The 24,424-nt window shown below is 62.2% G+C and carries 19 protein-coding genes; 6 read left to right on the top strand and 13 right to left on the bottom strand.

The window, feature by feature from the left end; genetic code table 11:
• Nucleotides 1–247: 247 nt before the first annotated feature.
• The 9 genes from rirA to O6760_RS01680 all read right to left on the bottom strand — a co-directional run bounded on the left by rirA (nucleotide 248) and on the right by O6760_RS01680 (nucleotide 9,633).
• Nucleotides 248–712: an iron-responsive transcriptional regulator RirA gene (gene rirA / locus O6760_RS01640; RefSeq protein ID WP_094073963.1), complete on the bottom strand. Its 465-nt coding sequence runs from the start codon at nucleotides 710–712 to the stop codon at nucleotides 248–250.
• 102 nt (nucleotides 713–814) lie between these two features.
• Entirely contained in the window at nucleotides 815–2,428 is a 1,614-nt protein-coding gene (locus O6760_RS01645; RefSeq protein ID WP_269583754.1) for a glycoside hydrolase family 43 protein, read from the bottom strand.
• 40 nt (nucleotides 2,429–2,468) lie between these two features.
• On the bottom strand, nucleotides 2,469–3,533 hold the full coding sequence (locus O6760_RS01650) for a LacI family DNA-binding transcriptional regulator (RefSeq protein ID WP_269583755.1): 1,065 nt from the start codon (nucleotides 3,531–3,533) through the stop codon (nucleotides 2,469–2,471).
• A 98-nt stretch (nucleotides 3,534–3,631) separates the two neighbouring features.
• Nucleotides 3,632–4,810 (bottom strand): NAD(P)/FAD-dependent oxidoreductase, encoded by a 1,179-nt coding sequence (locus O6760_RS01655; RefSeq protein ID WP_269583756.1) that lies wholly within the window; start codon nucleotides 4,808–4,810, stop codon nucleotides 3,632–3,634.
• A 193-nt stretch (nucleotides 4,811–5,003) separates the two neighbouring features.
• On the bottom strand, nucleotides 5,004–6,209 hold the full coding sequence (locus tag O6760_RS01660) for an ABC transporter substrate-binding protein (RefSeq protein WP_269583757.1): 1,206 nt from the start codon (nucleotides 6,207–6,209) through the stop codon (nucleotides 5,004–5,006).
• A 94-nt stretch (nucleotides 6,210–6,303) separates the two neighbouring features.
• A complete protein-coding gene (locus O6760_RS01665; protein WP_269583758.1) occupies nucleotides 6,304–7,266 on the bottom strand; it encodes a branched-chain amino acid ABC transporter permease in 963 nt (320 codons plus the stop codon).
• A 14-nt stretch (nucleotides 7,267–7,280) separates the two neighbouring features.
• Nucleotides 7,281–8,153 (bottom strand): branched-chain amino acid ABC transporter permease, encoded by an 873-nt coding sequence (locus O6760_RS01670; protein ID WP_269583759.1) that lies wholly within the window; start codon nucleotides 8,151–8,153, stop codon nucleotides 7,281–7,283.
• A gap of 5 nt (nucleotides 8,154–8,158) precedes the next feature.
• Complete coding sequence (locus O6760_RS01675) at nucleotides 8,159–8,866, bottom strand: ABC transporter ATP-binding protein (protein ID WP_269583760.1); 708 nt, start codon at nucleotides 8,864–8,866, stop codon at nucleotides 8,159–8,161.
• Nucleotides 8,863–9,633 carry an ABC transporter ATP-binding protein gene (locus O6760_RS01680; protein ID WP_269583761.1) on the bottom strand — a complete coding sequence of 257 codons (771 nt, stop codon included), beginning with the start codon at nucleotides 9,631–9,633 and terminating at the stop codon, nucleotides 8,863–8,865. The genes O6760_RS01675 and O6760_RS01680 overlap by 4 nt, the downstream gene beginning before the upstream one ends.
• Before the next feature lie 595 nt (nucleotides 9,634–10,228).
• Between O6760_RS01680 and O6760_RS01685 the strand changes: the two genes are divergently transcribed.
• A complete protein-coding gene (locus O6760_RS01685) occupies nucleotides 10,229–12,307 on the top strand; it encodes a putative bifunctional diguanylate cyclase/phosphodiesterase (RefSeq protein WP_269583762.1) in 2,079 nt (692 codons plus the stop codon).
• Here the strand turns inward: O6760_RS01685 and kynU are convergent.
• Nucleotides 12,300–13,520: a kynureninase gene (kynU, locus tag O6760_RS01690; protein ID WP_269583763.1), complete on the bottom strand. Its 1,221-nt coding sequence runs from the start codon at nucleotides 13,518–13,520 to the stop codon at nucleotides 12,300–12,302. The genes O6760_RS01685 and kynU overlap by 8 nt on opposite strands.
• Nucleotides 13,521–13,769: 249 nt before the next feature.
• On the opposite strand from kynU, the gene O6760_RS01695 reads away from it, so the two are divergent.
• The 3 genes from O6760_RS01695 (at nucleotide 13,770) to O6760_RS01705 (ending at nucleotide 18,896) form a co-directional block, all read left to right on the top strand.
• Nucleotides 13,770–15,164, top strand: coding sequence for an L-serine ammonia-lyase (locus O6760_RS01695; RefSeq protein ID WP_269583764.1), 1,395 nt, complete (start codon nucleotides 13,770–13,772; stop codon nucleotides 15,162–15,164).
• Between the two features lie 409 nt (nucleotides 15,165–15,573).
• Complete coding sequence (aspT, locus tag O6760_RS01700; protein WP_269583765.1) at nucleotides 15,574–17,283, top strand: aspartate-alanine antiporter; 1,710 nt, start codon at nucleotides 15,574–15,576, stop codon at nucleotides 17,281–17,283.
• A gap of 17 nt (nucleotides 17,284–17,300) precedes the next feature.
• Nucleotides 17,301–18,896 carry a bifunctional aspartate transaminase/aspartate 4-decarboxylase gene (locus O6760_RS01705; protein ID WP_269583766.1) on the top strand — a complete coding sequence of 532 codons (1,596 nt, stop codon included), beginning with the start codon at nucleotides 17,301–17,303 and terminating at the stop codon, nucleotides 18,894–18,896.
• Between the two features lie 9 nt (nucleotides 18,897–18,905).
• On the opposite strand, the gene O6760_RS01710 is transcribed toward O6760_RS01705, so the two are convergent.
• Nucleotides 18,906–19,523 (bottom strand): GntR family transcriptional regulator, encoded by a 618-nt coding sequence (locus tag O6760_RS01710; protein ID WP_269583767.1) that lies wholly within the window; start codon nucleotides 19,521–19,523, stop codon nucleotides 18,906–18,908.
• A gap of 118 nt (nucleotides 19,524–19,641) precedes the next feature.
• Here O6760_RS01710 and O6760_RS01715 point away from each other — a divergent pair, with 118 nt between their 5' ends.
• Together O6760_RS01715 and O6760_RS01720 are read left to right on the top strand one after the other, a co-directional pair.
• Nucleotides 19,642–20,208, top strand: coding sequence for a DUF3885 domain-containing protein (locus O6760_RS01715; protein ID WP_269583768.1), 567 nt, complete (start codon nucleotides 19,642–19,644; stop codon nucleotides 20,206–20,208).
• Nucleotides 20,209–20,351: 143 nt separating this feature from the next.
• Nucleotides 20,352–21,503 (top strand): hypothetical protein, encoded by a 1,152-nt coding sequence (locus O6760_RS01720; RefSeq protein WP_269583769.1) that lies wholly within the window; start codon nucleotides 20,352–20,354, stop codon nucleotides 21,501–21,503.
• 73 nt (nucleotides 21,504–21,576) lie between these two features.
• On the opposite strand, the gene O6760_RS01725 is transcribed toward O6760_RS01720, so the two are convergent.
• Nucleotides 21,577–22,662, bottom strand: a complete 1,086-nt coding sequence (locus O6760_RS01725; protein ID WP_269583770.1) for an anhydro-N-acetylmuramic acid kinase — start codon at nucleotides 22,660–22,662, stop codon at nucleotides 21,577–21,579.
• On the bottom strand, nucleotides 22,659–24,011 hold the full coding sequence (locus O6760_RS01730; RefSeq protein WP_269583771.1) for an aspartate aminotransferase family protein: 1,353 nt from the start codon (nucleotides 24,009–24,011) through the stop codon (nucleotides 22,659–22,661). Before O6760_RS01730 ends, O6760_RS01725 begins: the two co-directional genes overlap by 4 nt.
• Between the last annotated feature and the right edge of the window lie 413 nt (nucleotides 24,012–24,424).

Raw genomic sequence — 24,424 nt, forward strand, 5'->3', positions numbered from 1 at the left:
TCCTGCGATAAGAGCTTTCCCCCGACTTCGCCATGCCATGGCTCGACCATGGCATCCATGCCGTGGCCTTGCCACACGGCGGGCCACGCTTTGCGGCACGGTCACGGCATGGATTGCCGGATCCAGTCCGGCAATGACGACCGAGGTTTATGCCGTCAGGAATCGCGACTGAGGATGGGGAAAAATTGCGCAAAAAAGGCGCCGGCCTGACGGTGGCGCCTCCCGGATATCGGTTCGGGAGCGTGGTTTACGCGTTGGCCGCGATCGGCGCCTCCGCGACGTCGATCTTCAGGAGATCGCGCATGCCGAAACGGTCTTCGGAAAGATCCGCGATGGACTTGGTGTCGAGCACTTCCATGAAGGCTTCGAGCGCCTCGTGCAGCAGGCCGTTGAAGCCGCAGGACATGATCAGCGGACAGTCCTTGCGGCCACTGTCGAAACACTCGGCCAGAAGGAAGCTCTCTTCCGCCGCACGCACAACTTCACCCACAGTGATCTGCTCCGCCGGCCGGGCCAGCATGACGCCGCCGTTGCGGCCACGGATGGTCTTGATCAGGTTGGCGTCGACCAGGACCTTCATGATCTTGAACAGGTGGGTTTCGGACATGTCGAAGCTGGCCGCGATGTCGGCGACCTTGCTTGGCTTGTCCGGATTGACGGCGCAGTACATGAGCGCGCGCACGGCGTAGTTTGTCTGTTGTGTCAAACGCATGCACTAGATATGCGGTGCGTGACCCGAAACGTCAATTCAAAATTTGAGTATTTCAGGCCAGTTTTCGCAAATACCGGCCTGAATTCTGCTGAAATTCGCCCGCTATTCCAGGTTCCGGTAGCTGAAATAGTCGAAATCCGCGGCCTTGCCCTGACCGGACGTATCCATGGCGTGCATGCCGACAAAGGCCCCCGTGAAGTTGCCATGCGCGCCACGACCGGCGGCTTCGTCCGCCAGGAGGGTCGCGTCGAAGGCCGGACCGACGCGCTGCCAGTCCGCTTCGCCGGTCCTGTACCAGAACCGGAGCGCCATGCCTTCAACCGTCACTTTCATGCCGACAGAGCCGTTCTCGGGCAGCAGCACGGGAGTGTCCAGCGGTGTCCGGAGGGTCCCGTCCGCTGCGTCTCCCGGGCAGGTCAGCAGCGTCAGGACGCGGCCGAGATCATGGTCCTCGGTGATGGCCAGGCAGAAGAACTGGCTGCGACCGTAATAGGCGATCAGGCCGGCCGTCTGCTGGGCATTTTCCGGCTGGAAATCGACCAGCGTCTCAGCCTCGTAGTCGTAGCCGGTCTGCCGGCGGGCAACCAGCGCCTGCTCGAACCAGCTGCCGACGGATTCGCGCCCGAAGAGTCGCAGGTGGCCGGGCCGCGCATTCAGGGAAAAGATCCGGTCCGGACAGGGCGTGCGCAACCACTGGAACACCATCGGCAGGTCCGGAGCGTCGAAGTCGTGCCGGTCCGGCTCTTCCGGAAAGGGATGGGCGGGCAGGTCCGGCGCCTTCACCTGCCGTTCGGGCGCAACACCGCCGGCTTCCAGCCGCAGCCAGCCGTCCTCGCCCCAGACACATTTCTGGATCGATGTTTCCCGTCCCATCTGGCAACGGTTCTGACCGAGCCTGGGGCGGCCCATCAAATGCACCAGATAGGTCTCGCCGGACTGGGTCTCGACAATATCGCCGTGCCCCGACCGCTGGATGGGATTGTCCGGGTCAAGGCGGGACGTGACCACATGGGTATCCGGATGAACCTCGTACGGCCCCTCGATGTGCCGCGACCGGGCCAGTGTCACCGCGTGGTCGTAGCCCGTGCCGCCTTCGGCGGTCAGCAGGTAATACCAGCCGTCGCGCTTGTAGAGATGCGGGCCCTCGACAAGACCGAGCGGGGTTCCCTTGAAGATATTCCGGATCGGTCCGGTGAGTTTTCCCGCCGCCGGATCGAATTCCTGCAGGGCGATGCCGGCGAAGGAGTTGGTCCCGACCCGATGATCCCAGATCATGTTGAGATGCCACTTGCGGCCGTCGTCGTCATGAAACAGCGAAGGATCGAACCCGGAGGAGTTGGTATAGACCGGATCCGACCAGGGCCCCTCGATGTTTGGCGCCGTGACGATGTAGTTGTGCGCGTCCTTGAACGAACCGTCCTTGCGTTTGACGTCCGTGTAGACCAGCCAGAACAGGCCGTCCGCGTAGGTCAGGCACGGTGCCCAGATGCCGCAGGAATCCGGGTTGCCGCGCATGTCCAGCTGCTCCGGACGGGTCAGCGGCCGCGTCACCAGCCTCCAGTGTTTCAGATCCTTCGAATGGTGGATCTGAACCCCGGGAAACCATTCGAAGGTGGAGGTTGCGATGTAATAGTCGTCGCCGACGCGGCAGATCGACGGATCCGGATTGAACCCCGGAAGAATGGGGTTCTCAATTTTTTGAGGTGCGTTACTCATTCCAGGCCTCCCAAGGGGTTCCTCACCGATCCCGTTTCTTCTAGTTGTCTGGCTGTGTGTCAGCCGGCACAAAAGTCTCCGGCAGGTTGTCTTTCAGGAAAACGTCGATCCCGATCCGCTCCTGGCCCTCGATGATTGGAGCCTTGTCGCACAGTGCCTTCAGGACACGGATGGCGCTGCGGATCTCGTGGCCCGGGTCCTGGGCAATGACCGCATCGAGCACGTCGTTCCGAAGCGCGTCAAATGTGTAGGGTGTCAGTTCGTGGCCGACAAAGACGAGATCCGCGGCCCGTCCCGAGGCCGACAGCGCGGCAATGGTCCCCCTGTTGCCCGCACCTATGTTGTAGAGCCCGGCAAGATCCGGATGTTCGGTGAGGAGTTTGCCGACAAGATCCTCGTTGCGGAGATTGTCGTCCCGGCCCTCGCGCACTTTCAGAAGCTTCAGATGCGGAAAGTCGGCCTCGATCACTTCCCGGCAACCGGCATAGCGGTCCGCGTGGTCACGCAGGCCAAGAGATCCGGCGATCAGGGCGATCTTTCCCGGGGCCCGCGGCAGGAAGCGGCCGAGCAGGCGCCCCGCGGTCCGGCCCGCCGCCAGGTTGTCGATACCGACAAAATGCTGCCGGGTGGAAGACGGGTGATCGGAGACCAGGGTCACCACCGGCACGCCGCGATCCTGCAGCCGGTCGATCGCCGCGCGCACTTCCGGAAAGGCAGGCGCGACGACGGCAACGCCATCGCATTGGGAGCGGTCGAGCACCGCAAGCGTTCCGGCGACACGATGGCCGTCAAAGGCGTCGATCGGTTCGACATGAACATGCATACGGTCGCCGCTCAGCGTTTCCGCGTGGGACAGGGCCTCGCGGGTCAGGTCCTCCATGAACGCGTTGGGGCCGTTGGGGATGAGGAAGTGGAACCGGTAGAGCCGCTTCTTCGCAAGGCCCGCGGCAAAGACATCCGGCTTGTAGTTCAGCGTGTCGACCGCCTGGTTGACCTTCTCGATGGTAACCTTGCGCACGCCCGGCCGGCCATTCAGCACACGGTCGACCGTCGCCAGGCTGACCCCTGCCGCCGCGGCCACATCATGGATCGTTACACGCTTCATTCATTCCCCCGTTTGGCGACAGTATAACGGCGAATGAGGAACGGTCATCAGAAAATGTTCATGGTCTAAACCGTGACGAGGTCTGAGGGATTCCGAATTCAGACGAACTGCCCTGCCGCGTGCCCGGACGACCAGGCCCACTGGAAATTGAAGCCTCCGAGATGGCCGGTGACATCGACCACCTCGCCAATGAAATAGAGTCCTGGCACCTTCGTGCTTTCCATCGTCTTGGAAGAGAGTTCCTTCGTGTCGACGCCGCCGAGCGTGACCTCCGCCGTGCGGTAGCCTTCCGTGCCGACCGGGGTCAGCTGCCAGCGCCCGAGCTGGTCCGCTGCCCGGCGCAAGACCTTGTCGGACTGGTCGGCGAGACGCCCCTTCAAAGAGAAGGTGCCGGAAAGCTCCTCCGCCAGCCGGTTTGGCAGCAGCAGGCCAAGCGCGGTCTTCAGATCCTGTTTCGGTGTTTCCTGGCGTGCCCGGCGCAGGGTCTCGAAAACATCCGCCTCGGGAACCAGGTTGACCGAGATCGGCTGGCCCTCCTTCCAATAGGACGAGATCTGCAGGATCGACGGCCCGGACAGCCCCCGGTGGGTGAAGAGCAGGCCTTCGCGAAAGGTGGTCTTGCCGAACGACACTTTCGCGTCCACCGAGACACCCGAAAGGCGGCCGCACAGTTCCCTGTTGGCATCGGAAAAGGTCAACGGCACCAGCGCCGCGCGCGGCCGGATGACATCAAGACCGAATTGCTTCGCGAGGTCATAACCAAACCCGGTCGCGCCCATTTTGGGGATCGACGGCCCGCCGGTGGCGACCACCAGCGACCTGGCGCGCAGAGGTCCCTTGGACGTCGACACGGAAAAGCGGTCGTCAGGCTTCTCGACCGCCTTGATCTCCGTTTCAAGCTGCAGCGCGCCGCCGGCGGCGTCCAGCTCGTCCAGCAACATGCGGATGATGTCCTTGGCGCTGTCGTCGCAAAAGAGCTGGCCGAGGGTTTTCTCGTGCCAGGGGATACGGTGCTTCTCGACCAGGGACAGGAAATCGTGCTGGGTATAGCGCTTCAGCGCCGAGACGCAGAAACGCGGGTTTTCAGACAGGAAATTCGCCGGCGCGCAGTGAATATTGGTGAAGTTGCAGCGCCCGCCACCCGATATGCGGATCTTTTCGGCGGGCTTTCTGGCATGGTCGATCACCAGCACCTTGCGCCCGCGTTTTGCCGCCTCAATCGCACACATCAGACCGGCAGCACCGCCGCCGAGCACAAGAACATCCAGATCACGCATGGCGGCGTGTATAGCGGGTATTTGGGGACGGGGTAAGGGAGGAAAGCATTCACGGCCGTCAATCCGGACAAGTGCAGCGCGGCTGCGCGCCGATCCGGATTGACGATGGAGAGGAAGGCGTTCCCTTCCCCAAAACAAAACCGGCGGCCCTTTCGAGCCGCCGGTCCCGCAAAATCTCTTCAGATGAAGAAACTTACTTCATTTCAGTGACGACCTCGAAGCCGTCGGAGCCGACTTCCCACAGGGCATAGGTGCCCGGAACGTCGCCCTTGGCGTCGAAGTTGTGGTCGCCTGCGGCACCCTTGTAGTCGATGGCGGTACCGGCTGCGATCAGCTCTTTCGCCTTCTGCCACTCGCCCGGCCGGATGGTTTCACCTTCGCCGTTGGAAACCTCGACCATGGCCGCCGCAACGCCGGCCTTGTCGCCACCGGCCTTTTCAATGGCCAGCGCCAGCAGGAAGGCGGCGTCGTAGGACGTGTTGGCGAAGATCGCATCCGGATCGCCGCCGACACCCTTGAAGGCTTCGTTGAAAAGGTCGAGCGACTCGGACTTTTCACCGACCGGGGAAGACGACACGAAGGTGGAGAGGTTTTCCGCACCCAGTTCGTTGATCACCGCGTCGGACTTCATGCCGTCGCCGCCGACGAACTTCTCGAAGAAGCCGTTTTCCAGGGCCTGGCGCAGGATGGTCAGGCCGGTGCCGTCGCCGTAGTCGAAGATGACCAGCGTGTCGGCGCCGCCCTTGGCCAGCTCGGCCAGGTTGGAACGGTAGGACGCCTTGCCTTCTTCATGGGCCGCAAACGCGGTGATTTCACCGCCAAGCTCGTCGACATATTCCGCCTTGAACGCGTTGGCGAGACCGGTGCCGTAGTCGTTGTTGAGATAGGCAACCGCGACCTTGCCGTAGCCCTGGTCCTTCAGGGTACGGGCGAGCGCACGGCCCTGGTAGTCATCGGACGGCACGGTGCGGAACACGGTGCCCTTGTCTTCCAGGTTGGTGATTTCCGGAGACGTGCCGGACGGCGTGATCATGGTGATGCCGGCCGGAATGGTGACGGAGCCGGCAGCAGCCAGAACGGCGCCCGAGCAATGCGGACCGACGACGCCGACAACGCCTTCGATATTGACCGCCTTGGTGGCGGCGTCCGTGCCGTTCTGCGGGTTGCAGGCACTGTCGCCGACCACGCCTACCAGCTTTTCACCGTCACCGATACCGCCCTGCTCGTTGACCTGCTGGACCGCCAGCTGGGCCGCGTCGATCATGGCCGGAGCCATGGCGGCGATCGGGCCGGAAACGCCGCCGAGCAGGCCGATCTTGACATCGGCATGTGCCGGGACGGATGCCAGCGCGGTTGCCGTCATCAGGCCTGCCGCGAGCGCGAGAATCTTGGTTTTCATAATAAGTACCTCCTCAATTATCCGGTCTTTGCCGGGTCTTTGAATTTTCAGGGCAACACACTCATATGGCGAGTACCGCCCAGAAGGAACGGGCCTAGTGGTCCGTCCCGGATTTTGTACTCCGCAGGTCTCCTCTGAGGGGCTCCGGCAGGAGCCCTTCCGGCCGAAACCGCAGCACGAGCTGCAGCATCAGGCCAATCAGGAACAGGCGGATGTATTTTGCCTGAACCGCATATTCATGCGGAAGGCGATCCGTTGCAATCTCTGATACGGACCAAATGATCCAAACCACGGCCGCGCCGAGGATCGCGCCCCGGTTGTTGCCGGACCCGCCAAGGATCAGCATGATCCAGACAAGGAAGGTCGCCACCATGGGATCGATGGCTTCCGGCGTGATCGAGCGGTTGAAATGGGCGAACAGCGCCCCGCCGAGCCCCATCAGGGCCGCGCCGAAGATGAAGGCTTCCAGGCGGCGGAACTCGACGTCCTTGCCCATCGCCTTGGCGGCACCCTCGTTGTCGCGGATCGCGCGCATCATGCGGCCCCAGGGGGCATTGAACTGGCGTTCGACCAGCACATAGGCGGCGATCAGGACCGCAAGCACGATCACCAGATAGGCGACTTGCGATTCCATGTAGCCGATATCGCCCATGGGCCGCGGGATGCTGGAAATGCCGCGCGCGCCGTTGGTCAGTGCCGGTTCCGACTTGATCACCAGACGGATGATCTCGGCGATGCCGATGGAGGCAATCGCCAGGTAGTCGGAACGGAAGCGCAGACAGATCTTGCCGATCGGCCAGGCGACCAGGGCCGCCGCCAGCATCGCCCCGATCCAGCCGATGACAAAATGCAGGTCGAACCCGCCAATGCGGTCCGCTTCCATGGCTGTCGTCAGGATCGCGGACGTATAGGCGCCGACGGCGAAGAAACCGGCGATGCCCGCATTGAAGAGGCCGGCAAAGCCCCACTGGATGTTCAGCCCCAGCGCCAGCAGCGCGTAGATGCAGATGAAGATCGCCATGAAGAGGGCGTAGTTGACGAGACCGAGAAGTTCCATGTCCGTCCTCCCCCTTAGAGTACCTTGCCCTTGAGCAACCCGGTCGGGCGCACAAGCAGCATGAACAGCAAAATGGCGAAGGCCATGGCGGCCTTGTATTCACTCGGGATCACGAGCACCGACAATTCCTCGGCAATGCCGACGATCAGCCCGCCGAGGACAGCCCCCTCGACCCGGCCGACACCGCCCAGAATGGCGGCGGCGAACATGGGCAGCAGCATGTGCCAGCCCATCATCGATTTCAGCTCGGTGTTCAGCCCCAGGAAGAAACCGGAGGCCGCGCAGAGCCCGCCCGCGATCATCCAGGTCAGCATGACGACCTTCTTGTTGTCGATGCCCGAGAGCAGCGCCAGGTTCGGGTTGTCGGACATCGCCCGCATGGCCTTGCCCCATTTCGAGCGGGTCAGGAACAGCTGCAGGCCGCCGACCAGCACGATCAGCGCCAGGACGGTGTAGATCTCGCGGTCGCGGATGCGCAGGCCGAAATAGTTTTCCGGCCGGACGATTCCGCGCGTGTAGGTTTCCGTGTCGACACCCCAGACGACCTGGATCACCGAGCGCACCATCAGGGCAATGCCGAGCGAGGCCATCACGGTGACGATCTTGGGCCGCTCGCGCAGATGCTCGTAGAAAAGCTTGTCGATGCCGACGGCGACAGCCGCCGTGCCGAGGATCGCGATCGGCAGGGCGACGAGCGGCGACACGCCAAGGCCGGTGACAACCGCGAGCGCGATGAAGGCACCAAGTGTCGCAAGATCGCCGTGGGCCAGGTGCGCGTAACGCAGGATGGCAAAGATCAGCGTGATGCCGACGGCGCCGAGCGCATAGATGGAGCCGAGCACGATGCCCGGAATGACATAGAAATTCAGAAGGTCAAAGAGTTCCATACCGGTCAGCCCCCCAGGAACATTTCGGCGACTTCACGGTCGGCAAGCAGTTCGGCGCCGGTGCCCTCGTGCCGGTTCTTGCCGGCGGCCAGCACATAGCCCCGGTCGGCAAAGGCCAGGGCCTGCTTGGCATGCTGCTCCACCAGCAGAATGGCCACGCCAGTGTCCCGCACATCCCGGCAGATCTGGAAGATCTGTTCCATGTATTTCGGCGACAGCCCGGCGGTCGGCTCGTCGAGCAGCAGGAGTTTCGGGTCGAGCATCAGCGCCCGGCCCATGGCGACCATCTGGCGCTGACCGCCCGACAGGCTGCCCGCCAGTGTCTTGTGCCGCTCCTTGAGATCCGGAAACAGATCGTAGACCCGGTCACAGGCGGCGGTCAGATCGCCCTTTTTCAGGAAGCCGCCCATCTCGAGATTCTCGTGGATCGACATTTCCCGGAAGATGTTGTCGACCTGCGGCACGTAGCAGATGCCGCGCTGGACGATCCGGTTCGGTGTCCATTTGGTGATGTCGTCGCCATCGAAAAGCATTTTGCCGCCGCGGATGGTCAGCATGCCGAAGACGGATTTCATCGCCGTGGACTTGCCGGCGCCGTTGGGACCGACAATGGCGACGATCTCGTCCGGGGCCACATGCATGGAGACATCCTGCAGGATGTCCGCGTCGCCGTAGCCGCCGGTGATGTTTTCCATCGACAGGAGTGCGCTCATGCGGCATCTCCCGTGGTTTCGCCCAGATAGGCTTCCAGAACCTGCGGGTTGGAGCGAACCGTCTGGAAATCTCCCTCGATCAGCACACGGCCCTCGGCCATGCAGACGACCGGATCGCACAGCTTCTCGATCATTTCCATGTCGTGCTCGATCAGGATGAAGGTGTAGCCGCGCTCCTTGTTGAGGATCTCGATCTTGGCCTCGAGCTTGCGCAACAGCGTGCGGTTGACGCCCGCGGCAGGCTCGTCGAGCAGCACCAGCTTCGCCTTGGTCATCATGGTGCGGCCGAGTTCCAGAAGTTTCTTCTGGCCGCCGGACAGGTTTCCTGCCCGTTCATGCGCAACATGGGTCAATTCGAGGAACTCGAGCGTCTCGTAGGCCTTGCGTTCGACGTCCGCTTCCGCCGTTTTCACCTTGCTCCAGGTGAACCAGTTGGAAAACAGGCGCTCACCGGGCTGGGCCGGCGGCACCATCATCAGGTTTTCCAGGGTGGTCAGCTTATGAAACTCATGCGGGATCTGAAACGTCCGCACCAGCCCCTTGTGGAACAGCTGGTGGCTGGCCAGCGGCGTGACGTCCTCGCCGAGAAACCGGATCCTGCCGCTGGTCGGTTGCAACGCCCCTGCAATCAGGTTGAAAAGGGTTGTCTTCCCGGCTCCGTTGGGGCCAATCAACCCCGTAATACTGCCTTCCTCGACGCGGAACGAGCAGCCATTCACCGCCCTGAACCCGCCAAAGTCCATTACGAGCTCATCAAGCTCCAGCATTCACGCTCCTCGCCGCCCCACGGTCGTTCTTCTTGCCTTTGGCCGCGCCCTTCCCATTGTTCAGGATTGTTCGAGCGGGCGCTTAACGGCCCGCAACGGCGCGGCGTCCAGTCCTTCTAACTTCATTGACAGCGCAATCAACTCATAATCTCCGGGTTCCACCGCAGAAAGGGCAAGATTTTCCAGAATTTGCAATTCCCGGGAACGCGTGATCTCAAATTTCGGCAGATTTACGGAGGTTTCCCGCGTGACGGACGGGATGTCGTCTCCAGAAGGTCACCGGTTCGTGCGCTCCGGGACAGTCGGAAATCTGCAGGGTTTGCAACTTCTTTGACAGCCGCACGAGACGATCGTCAAAATCGTAGAATTCCATGTAAATTTTATCAATACCAATTTTTCACTGTCTCGAAATCAATCAAATCGGTTTCCTTTATTAAGTTTCCCGGAGTTTTTCCCCCTTTTAAATTGATTGATAAATATCCTCTCATTACACTTGCTGTGTCTACATTTCGAGAGTGCCGTAATATCAGCGATTTGGAACTGGTATTTCGTTTAAGGGCCGATTGCGCTCATCGTGGAGAACGCACCTGACAACATGCCAGACAATCCGGACACCCTAAGCGCCCCCAACGAAAAGACCTCGGCCCAACCGCTCCAATTTGCCGGCGGCAAAATCGATCAGGACCTGATCTTTTCAATTTTCGACCGCCTCGACACCGGTGTCTGGATCTTCGATTTCGACCACAAGCACATTCTCTGGGCCAATCAAAAGGCATTGGAAATCACGGGGTCGGCAACGCTTGAAGAACTGCAGGCCCGCGACATGGCTGCGGACATGTCCCATTCCGTCGAGCAGCGGCTGCGACAGTACCAGCAGGACTTCTGCAAGCATGATGTAAGCTTTTCCGAAATCTGGACGCTCTATCCACAGGGCAAGGCGCAGGTTCTCCAGGTGGTGATGAGCGGGATCCGCCTGACCGACGGCCGCATGGCGCTCTTGTGCGAGGGCCGGCCACATCACGAACAGCAGCCGGAAACGCTCCGAAGCGCCGAAGCGCTGATGCATACAACCGTGATGATCTCGCTGTATTCCGAAGATGGCAGACCGCTCTATCGCAACACGGCTTCCCGGGCAGCCTGCAACGGCCTGGAAACATCGTTCGAAGACCAGTTCGTCGATCCCGCGGACGCTCGACGGCTGATCGACCTTGTCGCCCGCGAACGCACCTCCCGTCTGGTTGCCAACATGCAGACAAGCGCCGGCAAACGCTGGCACGAATTGACGATCCGCGCCTGTCACGACGCCGTCACGGGGCAACCGGCCTATCTGGTCAGCGAAATCGACGTGACGGAACTGCATGAAACCAAGGAGCGGGCCCAATATCTTGCCAGCCACGACACCCTGACAGGACTGTCCAACCGCACCTACCTGAAGGAGCGGCTGACACAGGTCCTGCAGACGGCTCGGGACAATACCCAACTGGCCACGCTCTATCTGGTTGATCTCGACGATTTCAAGATGGTCAACGATTCGCTTGGACATGCCGCCGGCGACGGGCTGCTGCAACTGGTCGCGCAGAAGCTGAGAGAGCTGGCAGGGCCGGATGACATCGTCGCGCGGCTGGGCGGCGACGAATTCCTGATCTGCCATCTCGAAGGGGCCAAACACGACAGTCCGGACTGGTTCGGCCAGGCCCTGCTCAACGCCTTTGCAAGCCCGCAGCTCATCGAGGGCAAACCGCGCCAGGTTGGCCTCAGCATCGGCTACGTGCATTTTCCGGAGGATGGCACCGGCATCGACCAGTTGATGCGCCATGCGGATCTGGCGCTCTATCAGGCCAAAACGGATGTGAAGCAAAAATGCGTACGCTTTCGCGAACGCATGCGTCTCCTGCGCGACGAACACCAGACCATCAAGAAGGACCTGGAACGCGCCATCCGCGATGACCAGTTCGTCCTGTACTACCAGCCGATCGCCTGTACGCGGACCGAGCGCGTGGTTGGCGGCGAAGCCTTGATCCGGTGGCAGCACCCGGACAAGGGCCTGGTGGCTCCGGACGAATTCGTGCCCATCGCGGAAGAGACCGGCTTGATCAACGAAATCGGCATGTGGGTCAGCCGCCAGGTCGGCAGGATGCAGGCTGCCCTTTCAGATCAGAACCTGGACGTGCCTCTTTCCATGAATGTCTCGCCCCGGCAGATGTCAGATCCGCTTTTCATCTCGCGCATGACCTCTCTTGCAAGCCAAACCGGCTGTCAGCCCGGCAGGATCTCCCTGGAGATCACGGAAAGTGTGCTTCTGGGTGATATTCCAAACGCCTTCGAAACCTTGTCGGTGCTCAAGCAGGCCGGCTACCGGATCGTCATTGACGACTTCGGCACCGGGTATTCGAACCTGGCCTATCTGCACAATTACCCGATTGACGGCATCAAGATCGACCGGATGTTCATGAACGACATCGCCTCAGGCGGTGCCATCGTCAAACTGATCCTGTCACTGGCATCGGCGCTGGATGCAGATATCGTCGCCGAAGGTGTCGAAACGCTCGAGCAGCGGACCTGGCTGTCGGAGAACGGCTGCAACCGGTTCCAGGGCTTTCTCTATTCCAGACCCGTTCCGGAAGAGCGGTTCGTCGCCATGCTTTCAAGCCAGGTGCGCATCGCGGCTATGTGACCTTGGCGCGGGTCTTGAATTCCGGCCGGTTCCAGCTTTGCGTGTCCAGGATCTCCTGCAGGATCCCGACCGCGTCGACAATGTCCTGGTGAGACAGGTAGAGCGGTGTGAAGCCGAAGCGCATCACGTCGGGCGCCCGGAAATCGCCAATGACCCCGCGCGCTATCAATGCCTGCATGACCGCGTAGCCCTCCGCGAACCGGAACGACACCTGGCTGCCGCGCGCTTCGGGGTTGCGCGGGCTGGCCAGTTCCAGCTGCGGACACCTGGCCTCGACCTCGGCAATGAACAGCTCGCTGAGGGAAATCGATTTGCGGCGGATATCGGTCATGTCGACATCCTCGAAAACCTCCAGAGCCGCGTGCAGGCTCGAAAGGGCCAGGATCGCCGGCGTACCGACGGTCATGCGATTGATGCCCGTGACAGGACGGTAGTCGAGATCGAACGCAAACGGCGCCTCGTGCCCCATCCAGCCGGTCAGCGGCGAGGTTACCTTGTCCTGATGCTCCGGCGCCACATAGAGAAAGGCCGGCGCCCCGGGGCCTCCATTGAGATATTTATAGCCGCAGCCGACCGCGAAATCCGCCTTCGCGCCCGCAAGATCGACCGGAATGGCCCCGGCGGAATGCGCCAGATCCCAGATCGCCAGGGCGCCCGCCGAGTGAGCCACACGCGTCAGATCCGCCATGTCGTGAACGCGGCCGGTGCGGTAGTCGACCTGGGTCAGCATGACCGCTGCGACGTCGTCGGTGATGGCCGCACGCACGCCCTCCGGATCGACGATCCTCAGTTCATGCCCCTTGTCGAGCAGCTGTTTCAGGCCGGAGGCGACATAGAGATCGGTCGGAAAGTTGCCGTTGTCCGACAGGATCACCTTGCGTTCCGGCCGCAATGACAGGGCCGCGGACAGGACCTTGAAGACATTCACCGAGGTGCTGTCGCAGGCGACCACGGTGCCTTTGCCGGCCCCGATCAGGCGGGCGATCCGGTCACCTGTGCGACCGGGCAAATCGATCCAGGAGTGGGTGTTCCAGGCCCGGATGAGGCTGGTGCCCCATTCCTCGCGAACCACCTCGGCGATCCGGTCGGGCACGTTTTTCGGCAGAACGCCAAGCGAATTGCCATCCAGGTAAATGACGCCATCCGGTATCTGGAACGCATCCTTTTTGGACTTGAGGACGTCGGTCAGGTCGGACGGGTGCTGGGAAGACATTCTTGGCTCGATTTGAAGATAGTTGCATTTGAAAGGAAGGCGCACGCTATCAAAGCGGCCTGCCCCGAACAACTGTTTCCAGCGACGCCCCGCCCTCTCCTCGAACCGCCGGTGGAAAGGCAAATCGCGGCCATGTCGCAAATGGCATATTATTGCGCGTTTGAACGGAAGTATGGGCAGCGCTATCTGTTAGCTTGGCAGCAAATCGCTGACAGCGTCAGCGCGGCAATGACATATGGTCCAGTAGAGATGTTCATCAGCGTCTTCGACATATTCAAGATCGGCATCGGCCCGTCCAGCTCGCATACGGTCGGCCCCATGGTGGCCGTGCACCGTTATCTCGACCGGCTGCGTGGCCTGGCCGGCGCGGAACAGCGCGCCGCACGCCTCACCGTCACCCTGCACGGCTCGCTCGCCTTCACCGGCAAGGGACATGCGACCGACAAGGCTGTCTGTCTCGGCCTTCTGGGTGCCCGGCCCGACACGCTCGATCCGGACCAGGTCGAGCCGATGCTGGACGCCCTGAATCAGTCGCAGAAACTGAAGATCGACGGCCTGCCCGAGCTGACATTCACCCCGGACAAGGACGTCATTTTCGATTACGGCCCGCCGCTGCCGCTCCACGCCAATGGCATGACCTTCCATCTTTTGGACGCGTCGGGATCGCTGATCGACACCTTCGTCTACTATTCGATCGGCGGCGGCTTCGTCGTCAGCGAATCCGAGTTGCGCAAGACCTCCAACGAACCCGTCAACGAGCTTGCCAAGCAGGATGTGCCGTTTCCATTCGCGAGCGCCAGGCAGATGCTGGAAATGGGCCGGGAGGCGGAGCTTTCGATTGCCGAAATGAAGCTGCAAAACGAATGTGCCGAGCAGACGAGGGAAGAAGTCGAGGCGGGCATCGACCGGCTTTGGTCGGCCATGGACAGTTGCATCAACCGCGGCATCAGCCAGACCGGCATACTTCCCGGCGGACTCAAGGTGAAACGGCGTGCCGCCGACATCTACCAGAAACTGATCCGCGAGGGCCGCACCAATCCGCCCTTCGAACACAATGTGGTCGACTGGCTCGGCGTCTACGCGATGGCGGTCAACGAGGAAAACGCGGCCGGCGGGCGCGTGGTCACGGCCCCGACCAACGGTGCGGCCGGCGTCATTCCGGCGGTGACCCGCTATTATCTCGATCATTGCCCGGGCGCTGACCAGACAGGTATCCGCACCTTCCTTCTGACCGCGGCGGCGGTCGGCGGCATCATCAAGGCCAATGCCTCGATCTCCGGCGCCGAGGTCGGTTGCCAGGGCGAGGTCGGCTCGGCCTCGGCCATGGCGGCCGCCGGCCTGTGCGCCGCGCTTGGCGGCACCAACGAGCAGATCGAGAATGCGGCCGAGATCGCGCTGGAACATCACCTCGGCATGACCTGCGATCCGATCGCCGGTCTCGTCCAGGTGCCCTGCATCGAACGCAACGCCCTTGGAGCGGTCAAGGCGGTGACCGCGGCCTCGCTGGCGCTACGCGGCGACGGTTCCCACTTCGTCCCCCTCGACGGCTGCATCGAAACCATGCGCCAGACAGGCATGGACATGATGGAACAGTACAAGGAGACCTCGAAGGGCGGTCTCGCGGTCAACGTCGTCGAGTGCTGAGCGGGGTGTTCGCGTAAAGAGATGGTGCTTCCTCGCAACCGGTAAGCTGTTCATGAGCATGCGGCCGATCCTTCGAGACGCCGCTTCGCGGCTCCTCAGGATGACGCTGTTCGGTGCGGATATTTTGGGAAGCTGAGTGTTGAATTTCGCCCTTTGGTGAGACAGGCCGGCCAACGGAATACATCCAACGCCGGTGCATTTCAGGGCTGTCCCACGGCCTTGCCCCCCCAACAGCGTCATCCTGAGGAGGCGCGCTCGCGCCGTCTCGAAGGATCGGCCGCTTGCGCCGACACATGCCCACCATCCGTAGAAACCCGACCCCGCTTGTCTGACAAACGATAAGACGCAATAGTTTTTGCGTTCGAGTGTCGGTTGCACGGCAACTTCACGAGGGATCGGGAGGCCACGGATGGAGGTTCTGAACTGGCTGGCGGCGCATGCTCCACTGGTGTTCCTGTTCGCAGCCGTCGCCCTCGGCTATTTCGCGGGCAAGCTCAAGATCGGCAATTTCGTGCTCGGAGGCATCGCCGGGACGCTGGTTGTCGGCGTCATCCTCGGTCAGGCCGGCGTAACCATCGACACGGCCATCAAGGACATCTTCTTTGCCCTGTTCATCTACGCGGTCGGCTACCAGGGCGGACCGCAATTCTTCCGGGCGCTGTCGCTCAAGTCCCTGACCCAGCTGCTGTCGGCGGGCGTGATGTGCGTGCTCGGCCTTCTCACGGTTCTCGCCTTCGCCTGGGGTTTCGGACTGGATCGCGGCACGGCCGCGGGGCTGGCGGCCGGGGGGCTGACCCAGTCGGCGATCATCGGCACGGCCGGAGAAACCATCCAGAAGCTGACTGTTTCCGCCGACCTCAAGTCGGTGATGGAGACCAACATCGCGGTCGGCTATGCCGTCTGCTACATCTTCGGTTCGATCGGGCCGATCCTCATGATCACCTGGTTTTTCCCGACGATCATGCGCTGGGACATCCGCACCGAGGCGATCAAGCTGGCCGAGAAGATGTCCGGCGGCGCGGCAACCCTGGAGCCCGGACAATTCGACGCCGCGCAGCGGATCGACACAAGGTTCTATCAACTCCAACCTGGCACGGACTGGATTGGCCACCCGGCACAGGAAATGGACGTCTTCTACAAGGACTTCGCAGTGGAAGCGGTGCTGCGCGCCGGACAGGAGATTGATATCGACACGGTGACCAGCCTTCAGGAAGGCGATGTTCTGGCGCTCACCGGAATGGTGGACGCCCTGGAGACGACGCCGCAAGACTTTGCCAGGGAAGTCCCCGCACCCGCCAGCTACCGGCTGGTTCTGGAAAACCGTCATATCGTTCTGACCAGCCCGGACTTTGCGGACCACACCCTGCAGGACATTCACGACCTCACGCAGTCCCGGGCGATGCGCGACGTATTCCTCACCGGTGTCAAACGCATGGGGCGGGACCTGCCGCTTCTGCCCGACCTCGAGCTCCACAAGGGTGACGAATTACAGGTGACCGGCAACCCGCGCGACCTGAACGCGGTCCAGAAAGCCATCGGTTACCCGATCAGCGCGGCGGCCGTGACCGATTTCATCTTTTTCGGGATCGGCATGACGCTTGGCCTGCTGCTGGGGCTGATCGAGTTCCGGCTGGGCGGCGTTCCGGTCTCCATCGGCAGCGGCGGCGGCTGCCTGTTGTCGGGCCTTTTGTTCGGCTGGCTGCGCGGCACCCACCCGCGCTATGCCGCCCTGCCGACCGGGGCCGTCAATTTCCTGCGTGATTTCGGCCTGGCGGTCTTTGTCGGTGTCGTCGGCATCAGCGCCGGCCCCCAGGTCCTGACCACCTTGCAGGAGCAGGGGATGAGCCTGTTCCTGTTCGGCATCGGCGTGACGCTCATACCGCAACTGATCGGCTTCTTCTTTTCCTACTACGTGCTGCGCATTCAAAACCCGATCGAGGCGCTCGCCTGCGTCGCGGGCGGACGCAGCGCCAATCCGGGTTTCGCGGCCCTCCTGGGCAAGGCCGAAAACGCCACGCCGGTCGTCACCTTCACCGTGACCTATGCGGTTGCCAACGTGCTGCTCACCCTGTGGGGGCCGCTGATTGTCGGTCTCGTTTCCACCAATCCCGCTCCGTGAGAGATCTGGAGAGTTTCATGAGTGATCGCGACTATTCCGAATTCGAAAATCTCAGCCCGTTCGAACTGAAGGACAAGCTCATCGAGATCGCGTCGTCCTCGGCGGACCGGATGATGCTGAATGCCGGCCGCGGCAATCCGAATTTCCTCGCGACCCATCCACGACGCGCTTTCCTTCGGCTCGGAGATTTCGCTGTCGAGGAAGCCGAACGCTCCTATTCCTACCTCGACAGCGGCTTCGGCGGGCTGCCGGAGAAACAGGGCCTGCTGCAGCGCTTCGAAAACTTTCTGCACCGTCATGAAGACCTGGACGGCACGACCTTTCTCAAGGCGGCTCTCGCCTATGCCAAGGACCAGCTCGGCATTCACCGGCACGAGCTGATCCATGAAATGGTCGCCGGATTTCTGGGATGCAATTACCCGGTCCCGCCGCGCATGCTGACCCACGCAGAGAAGATTGTCGGCGCCTACCTGGCCCAGGAAATGTTCAACGGCGAGCCGCGGCAGGGCCCCTTTTCCGTCTTCGCAACGGAAGGCGGCACGGCGGCGATGACCTATATCTTCCAGACGCTGAAAGCCAACGGCCTCGTCCGGAAAGGCGACAAGATCGCGCTCGGAACGCCGATCTTCTCGCCTTATCTCGAAATCCCGCCCCTGCCGGACTACGACATGCCGGTGGTCGACATCCGCATGGAGGAAGGCGCCGACTGGCAGTTCTCCGACGCGGAGCTTGCCAAGCTGGAAGATCCGGCGATCAAGGTGTTCTGTATCGTCAATCCGAGCAATCCGCCCTCCGTCAAGTTGTCGCCGGAAGATCTCGACCGGGTGGCCGCGGTCATCAACGACAAGCGCCCGGACCTTTTCGTGGTGACCGACGATGTCTACGGCACCTTCGCAGACGAGTTCGTCTCGCTGTTCGCCAAGGCTCCGCGCAACACCCTGTGCGTCTATTCCTTTTCGAAATATTTCGGTGCCACCGGCTGGCGGCTCGGCGTCATCGCGCTGCATGAGGACAATGTCTTCGACGAGGCCCTGGCCGCGCTGCCCGAAGACACCAAGGCCGTTCTCGACAGGCGTTATTCTTCGCTCACCACCACGCCGCGCGACATCAGGATGATCGACCGGCTGGTCGCCGACAGCCGCGCGGTGGCGCTCAACCATACCGCCGGCGCTTCCACGCCGCAGCAGATCCAGATGATGCTGTTTGCGTTTTCAGGCCTGCTCGACCGGGACAACCGCTACAAGAACGCGGCGAAGAGCCTGATCCGAAAGCGCTTCTGCACCCTGGAACTCAACATGGGCGTCAAGCCGCATCGCGAACCCAATGACGTCAACTACTACACGCTGATCAATCTGCAGCACCTGAGCGGCCGGCTTTACGGCGACGCCTTCGCCGACTGGTTCGTCGCCAACAAGAAGGGCTACGACTTCCTGTTCCGCCTCGCGGAGGAAACCGGTGTCGTGCTCCTGCCCGGCAAGGGCTTCGAAGTGGTCGACGCTTCGGCCCGGGTCTCGCTGGCCAACCTGACGGAAGCCGATTATGCCAGCATCGGTGCGTTCGCGCGTCAGGTGATCACGGAATATTTTGAGCAATATTCCGGCAAGGCGGGCTGAGCAGATTCCCTAGACCTGTTGCAACCGCGTCTTGTGCGCATGGGAAATATGAAGGCGGGCGGCGGATTCGGCCGCCTTCGAATCTCCCCTGGCGATGGCGTCGACGATGGCCGCGTGTTCCTCGACCGCTGTCTCGCGCCGCTCGGGCGTGTCCAGCGTGGTGCCGGCCATCAGGATCAGCGACAGGCGCAGATGGTCGATCTGGTCGACGAGATAGCGGTTGTGGGACGCCAGGCACAGGCGCCGGTGAAACTCGCGGTTGGAGCGCACCAGGCTGTCCTTGTCGGCGATGCGCTTGCGGTCGGCAACGACCAGGTCCTGCAGGATCTCGATCTCGGGTTTGGAGGCATGTTTTGCGGCAAGGCCCGCCGCCGTGCCTTCCAGCACCTCGCGCATGAAATAGACCTCGTTGATCTGGCCATGGTCGAGGGTCGGCACCACCATGCCCCTGTTGGGCTCGTGCACCGCCAGTCCCTGGGCCTCCAGCCTTTTCAGCCCTTCGCGGATCGGGGTTCGGGATACGCCGAACTCCTCGGCGAGATCGGCTTCCCGCAGCCGGTCTCCCGGTTTCAGCACCCGTTCCTCGATCAGCCCGATCAGCCGTTGATAGATTTCAGATCCGTTCATGCAATCTGGTTAGCCGCAAGCGGGGTTCGGCGCAAGGTGGCGCGGTGCCTGAAGAGCGTGGATTGAGAATTGCCGGATTGACGGTATCCTTGCGAAAAACCGGAACCCGAGGCTTCGCATGCACCGTTTCGAACGTGTTCTGTCGCAGGTCCTTCACGGGACGCTTCCCCTGGGGTTTCTTCTGCGCAATGCGTTCAAGGACCGCTGGGTCCGATTTCATTCCTTGCCGCAAGCCAAACGCTATCCGGAAAAGCCGGATGAAACGGAGACGGTTCTTGAGCGTATGAATGCGCTTGCGTCCTGGCTGCTGGAAGACACCGAACCGGTCTGGCTGGTGCATTGCAAATTTGCCGCCAGGGAATCTCCGCTCGAACGCAAAATACAGACCGGAGACAGGACCCTTTCCTTTGTGACCGCCTTCGAAGATCCAGACCTGTTCGGGCCGGACGAGTGCTGGTCTGTCTATGCCGGAGAGACCCGCTGGAACAGCGGGAGCGCGGACGACCTTCTCGGCGCCATAGCGCAGGACGAGGTTTTCGGGGTGACCTGGATATCGGAAAAGACCGGGGCGATCTTCGCGCCCTATGACGGCGGCGCGGACTGTTTTCCGGAGACTGCCGAAAGGACAGCCGAGTTGAAACGGACCTTTCCGAACTGGCTTTCCCGGCGTGCCGACGGCTTGTAACGATCGACCGGATTGTGACGTGCAACCGCCTCTGTCGTGATATCGGGCACATCAGACGGTGCGTTTTGCCCTCACCCTGCTTGCGGGATACACGAGATCCGTCATGCATGTCTCGCGTGGCGGATCCAACCGGAGAATACCGCATGCAACGCCCGGCTCCTTTTCTTTGCGCCCTGGTTACCGTGCTGGCAGCCGCCGCACCTGCAAAAGCGCAGACCGGCCTGCCCGAACAGGATGCCGACTTCGGCGCCTTTTGCCGGGAGGCATTTCCCGGCAGTGCCTATGTAAAACGGACCCAAAGCTGGGGAGCGGGGCACTACTGCAGCCAGGCCGGGGTCTTGCAGGGGATCGACCTTGATCGCGCCTGCGAGCTGACAACCGGTTCCGCCGGCTACCGCCAGCTGGGCGACCGGATCATTTGCGCGGCAGGCCCTGGGCCTCGACAGGCAGCCGGCCAACCTTTGAATCCCGACGACTTCGTCAGCTACTGCCGTGACAGCTTCGCCAACGGTTCCTATCAATTTGTCGCGGAACAGCCGGACAATCCGCATTACTGCCGCCAGCCTGGGGCGACAGGCGGCTTTTCGCTCCAGCCGGTCGATCTTGCACAGGCCTGCGGACGCATGACCGGCGCTCCGTTCTACAGCGAACTCAACGGCACGGTCTTTTGCGTAGCCTCGGAACCGCCGCAGACCGCCGACAGGCAGGGCGCGGCAGCCGCAAACGCAACACGCCCACCTGTGCCGCCCGCGCCGGTAGAACCATCCCTGGTTCCCACCGACACGCGTCCCGAAAGCAGTGAACCCGCCTTGAAAAACACAGGCAGTGTCAGCCCTTCCGAAAGTTGGTGGACCGTCGATTTCGGCAGTCTCAAGGGCGCAACCCTGCGCCTGAGAGACCAGAACGGCGCGCTGACGGGTACACTTGAAAAGGTTCCGGCCTCACTGGAGGCCTATGTCCGACAATGGACCGTTCTTGAAATCGGCGATGTTGTCTTCTCCGGAACACGCGCCGGCACCTCCGTGAGGGGCAAAACCATTCTGGGCATTGCCTCCCCCCGCCGGCAGCCGCCCGGCCGCGAAGGCTGCGCCGGCCTGCGCACAAGCCTGCTGAACGATCCTTCGCAGTGGCCGGAACTGGAAGCGACCCTGGAGGACGGTCTGTTTGACGGCCGGTATCGTGGCATCAATGTCTGGTTCAAGGACGGTGGCTGCGGCAAATATCCCTTTGTGGATTACCCGCCACTGGTCCGTGACGGCTGGGTGCAATTCGATCTCGTTCAGGGGACGAACTGACCGGCCAGCGCGGAAACCGGCCAATCCGGCCCGTCCACCTTCCCTGCCTGTCGCCAACCGCGAGGCCGTTGGATCAGCCTGCGGGTTGATAGAGCTTGCCACCGGTGACCGGTTCAGCGACGCCGGTGGTTTCCGGGTAGGTCGTCGGCAGGCCCGCCTTCAAACGTGCGCCCAGAAACGCCATCGCCTGGGCCTCCAGCGCATCGCCGTCGATCCCGAAACTGTCGGCGGACACCACCTCGCCGCCGAGCCGATCGTCGAGCGCCTTCATCAGCACCGGGTTGTGCCGGCCGCCGCCGCAGACAAGCCAGAGCTTCGGGCGCTGTGGCACCAGCAGCTCGGCCTTGGCGATGGCTTCCGCGGTGAAGGCCAGCAAGGTGGCCGCACCATCTTCCAGGTCCAGGCCTTCGACGAACGCGCCGGAAAAACTGTAGCGGTCGAGGGATTTCGGACCGGGTTCTGAAAGAAATGGATGGGACAGCGCCTGGGTCAACCGAGCTTCGTCCACCTGCCCCCTGGCGGACAGTGCGCCGCCCGCGTCATAGTCACCGCCTCCATGCCGGCGGATCCAGTCGTCCAGCAGCGCGTTGCCGGGACCGATGTCGAAAGCCAGCAACCGGTCGCCGTCGATAAAGGTCAGGTTGGAAACCCCGCCGATATTCAGGAAACAGAGCGGCTCCCGCTGCTCGCCGACAAGCGTCTTGGCAAGAGCGCGGTGGTAGACCGGCACCAGAGGGGCGCCCTCACCGCCCGCTGCCATGTCAGCCAGGCGGACATCGCCGATCACCGGCAGGCCAAGTGCGTCCGCAAGCGTCTGCGGATCCCCGAGCTGCACCGTCTCGCCCGCGCCGGGGTCGTGCCAGACCGTCTGGCCGTGAAAGACGACGGCATCGGGCAGAAGACCATGGGTTTCCAGGAACGCGCCTATGGCTTCGGCATGATCCCGCGTGACGGCGGCGGCAATCTCCGGCCAGGCATCGCGGCCCGTTCCCTTCCGGGCAGCCGCTTCGAGAACACGGCGCTTCGTCTCCGGCCGATAGTCTGCCGTTTCCGCCGGACCGAAACGGGTCACCCGCTCGCCGTCCGTCGTGATCTCGGCCAGGTCGATGCCATCGGCCGAGGTGCCGCTGATGGTGCCTATGATCGACCAGTTTGTCACAGGCTTTCCCGGATCGACTTGAGGCTGGCCTCGGCGATGTCGAACATCTCGTGGACCTGCGCCTCGGTGATGATCAGCGGCGGACAGAAGGCCATGGCGTCGAGCATGTTGCGCGAGATCAGGCCGTTTTCGTGAAAGACCGCGTTGGTCCTGGCGCCAAGCGCCCCCGGTGTTTCGGCAAGCGCTTCGTGATGCAGTTCCGCCGCGCCGATCAGGCCGATGCCGCGTGTCTCGATCACCAGCGGGTTGTCAGCCAGCGCGGCAAGTCGCTTCTGGAACGTCGGCGCGATCGCCTTGACGTGGCCGACCAGGTCCCGCTCCTCGATGATCTTCAGGTTTTCCAGCGCGACGGCGGCGGCGACCGGATGGCCGCTGCCCGTGTAACCATGGCCGAGCACGCCGATCTTGTGGCTCTCGTCGGCAATCGGCTGATAGACGTCATCATTGATCAGCAGCGCGGAGATCGGCTGATAGGACGACGACAGCGCCTTTGACAGCGTCATGATGTCCGGCTGGAGAGAATAAGTCTCGGTCCCGAACATGTTGCCGGTGCGGCCGAAGCCGCAGATGACCTCGTCGGCGACAAACAGGATGCCGTATTTTTTCAGGATCGGCTGCACCGCTTCCCAATAGCCGTCCGGCGGCACGACCACGCCTCCGGCGCCCATCACCGGTTCGGCGAAAAAGGCGGCAATGGTCTCCGGGCCTTCGGCGAGGATCAGATCCTCCAGATCCCGCGCGCAGCGTTTCGCGAAGTCCGCCTCGCTCTCGCCGTCCCGTTTCATGGTGCGGTAGTGCGGACAGGTGGTGTGCAGCACCTGCGGGATCGGCAGGTCGAAGGACCTGTGATTGTTGGGCAGGCCGGTCAGGCTGGCGGAGGCGACGGTGACGCCGTGGTAGCCGCGCACCCGTGAAATGATCTTCTTGCGCTCCGGCTGGCCCAGCGCGTTGGAGCGGTACCAGATCAGCTTGACCGCCGTGTCATTGGCTTCCGAGCCTGAATTGGTGAAATAGACCTTAGACATCGGCACCGGTGCCATCTCGATCAGCTTCTCGGCGAGCTCGATCGACGGACCGTGGGTCTTGTAGGTGAAGGTGTGATAATAGGGCAGCTTCTCTATCTGCCTTGTGGCGGCCTCCACGAGGCGCTTTTCGCCGAAGCCGACGGCGACGCTCCACAAACCGGCCATGCCCTCGATATAGCGCTTGCCGTTGATGTCCTCGACATAGATGCCCTCGCCCTTGTCGATCACGAGCGCGCCGGTCTCCTCCTGGCGGCGGGCATCGGCATAGGAGTGGAGCTGGACCGCGCTGTCGCGGGCTTCGAGCGAATTGGGCAGCTGTGCCATCGAGGGCCTCGTCTAGAAAGGTTCTGGAAGGGTCTCGCGGAAGAACGACTCCACGGAGCATGGCGCACACGCTAATCCCGCAATGAGGCGCGGGCAATCGGTGGTTCAAGAATTTCCGTAAAATCCGGACGAGCGAGCGTTCCGGTTCCGGTCACGGTCCTGCCCGCCTGGACAGTGCCCGATGCAGAGCGTTCCGGCCGGGTGGCGAGCGCCCTTGTCCATCGCCGAACAGCTACGCCGTTGGATTTATCGTGTCATCCGCACAAATGACAGCGAATTTACGCAACATTGACGCAGCGATTACGTCACGCGGTTTACCCTGCAAGAGATCCGAATGCTATCTGGGATTTCAGAATGCCCCACACGCATCTTTTGCAGAGCTGCGCGAATTTGCGTATCATTCCTGCACTTTT

Source organism: Roseibium sp. Sym1, from assembly GCF_027359675.1.
Taxonomy (GTDB): Bacteria; Pseudomonadota; Alphaproteobacteria; order Rhizobiales; family Stappiaceae; genus Roseibium.

What these genes read in the sequence shown, in the direction of transcription:
- O6760_RS01730 (WP_269583771.1), bottom strand. Translation starts at nt 24,011, where the DNA reads ATGGCACAGCTGCCCAATTCGCTCGAAGCCCGCGACAGCGCGGTCCAG.
- O6760_RS01685 (WP_269583762.1), top strand. Translation starts at nt 10,229, where the DNA reads ATGCCAGACAATCCGGACACCCTAAGCGCCCCCAACGAAAAGACCTCG.
- O6760_RS01670 (WP_269583759.1), bottom strand. Translation starts at nt 8,153, where the DNA reads ATGGAACTCTTTGACCTTCTGAATTTCTATGTCATTCCGGGCATCGTG.
- O6760_RS01695 (WP_269583764.1), top strand. Translation starts at nt 13,770, where the DNA reads ATGTTCATCAGCGTCTTCGACATATTCAAGATCGGCATCGGCCCGTCC.
- O6760_RS01715 (WP_269583768.1), top strand. Translation starts at nt 19,642, where the DNA reads ATGCACCGTTTCGAACGTGTTCTGTCGCAGGTCCTTCACGGGACGCTT.
- O6760_RS01675 (WP_269583760.1), bottom strand. Translation starts at nt 8,866, where the DNA reads ATGAGCGCACTCCTGTCGATGGAAAACATCACCGGCGGCTACGGCGAC.
- O6760_RS01720 (WP_269583769.1), top strand. Translation starts at nt 20,352, where the DNA reads ATGCAACGCCCGGCTCCTTTTCTTTGCGCCCTGGTTACCGTGCTGGCA.
- kynU (WP_269583763.1), bottom strand. Translation starts at nt 13,520, where the DNA reads ATGTCTTCCCAGCACCCGTCCGACCTGACCGACGTCCTCAAGTCCAAA.
- rirA (WP_094073963.1), bottom strand. Translation starts at nt 712, where the DNA reads ATGCGTTTGACACAACAGACAAACTACGCCGTGCGCGCGCTCATGTAC.
- O6760_RS01655 (WP_269583756.1), bottom strand. Translation starts at nt 4,810, where the DNA reads ATGCGTGATCTGGATGTTCTTGTGCTCGGCGGCGGTGCTGCCGGTCTG.
- O6760_RS01710 (WP_269583767.1), bottom strand. Translation starts at nt 19,523, where the DNA reads ATGAACGGATCTGAAATCTATCAACGGCTGATCGGGCTGATCGAGGAA.
- O6760_RS01650 (WP_269583755.1), bottom strand. Translation starts at nt 3,533, where the DNA reads ATGAAGCGTGTAACGATCCATGATGTGGCCGCGGCGGCAGGGGTCAGC.
- O6760_RS01645 (WP_269583754.1), bottom strand. Translation starts at nt 2,428, where the DNA reads ATGAGTAACGCACCTCAAAAAATTGAGAACCCCATTCTTCCGGGGTTC.
- O6760_RS01705 (WP_269583766.1), top strand. Translation starts at nt 17,301, where the DNA reads ATGAGTGATCGCGACTATTCCGAATTCGAAAATCTCAGCCCGTTCGAA.
- aspT (WP_269583765.1), top strand. Translation starts at nt 15,574, where the DNA reads ATGGAGGTTCTGAACTGGCTGGCGGCGCATGCTCCACTGGTGTTCCTG.
- O6760_RS01665 (WP_269583758.1), bottom strand. Translation starts at nt 7,266, where the DNA reads ATGGAACTTCTCGGTCTCGTCAACTACGCCCTCTTCATGGCGATCTTC.
- O6760_RS01680 (WP_269583761.1), bottom strand. Translation starts at nt 9,633, where the DNA reads ATGCTGGAGCTTGATGAGCTCGTAATGGACTTTGGCGGGTTCAGGGCG.
- O6760_RS01660 (WP_269583757.1), bottom strand. Translation starts at nt 6,209, where the DNA reads ATGAAAACCAAGATTCTCGCGCTCGCGGCAGGCCTGATGACGGCAACC.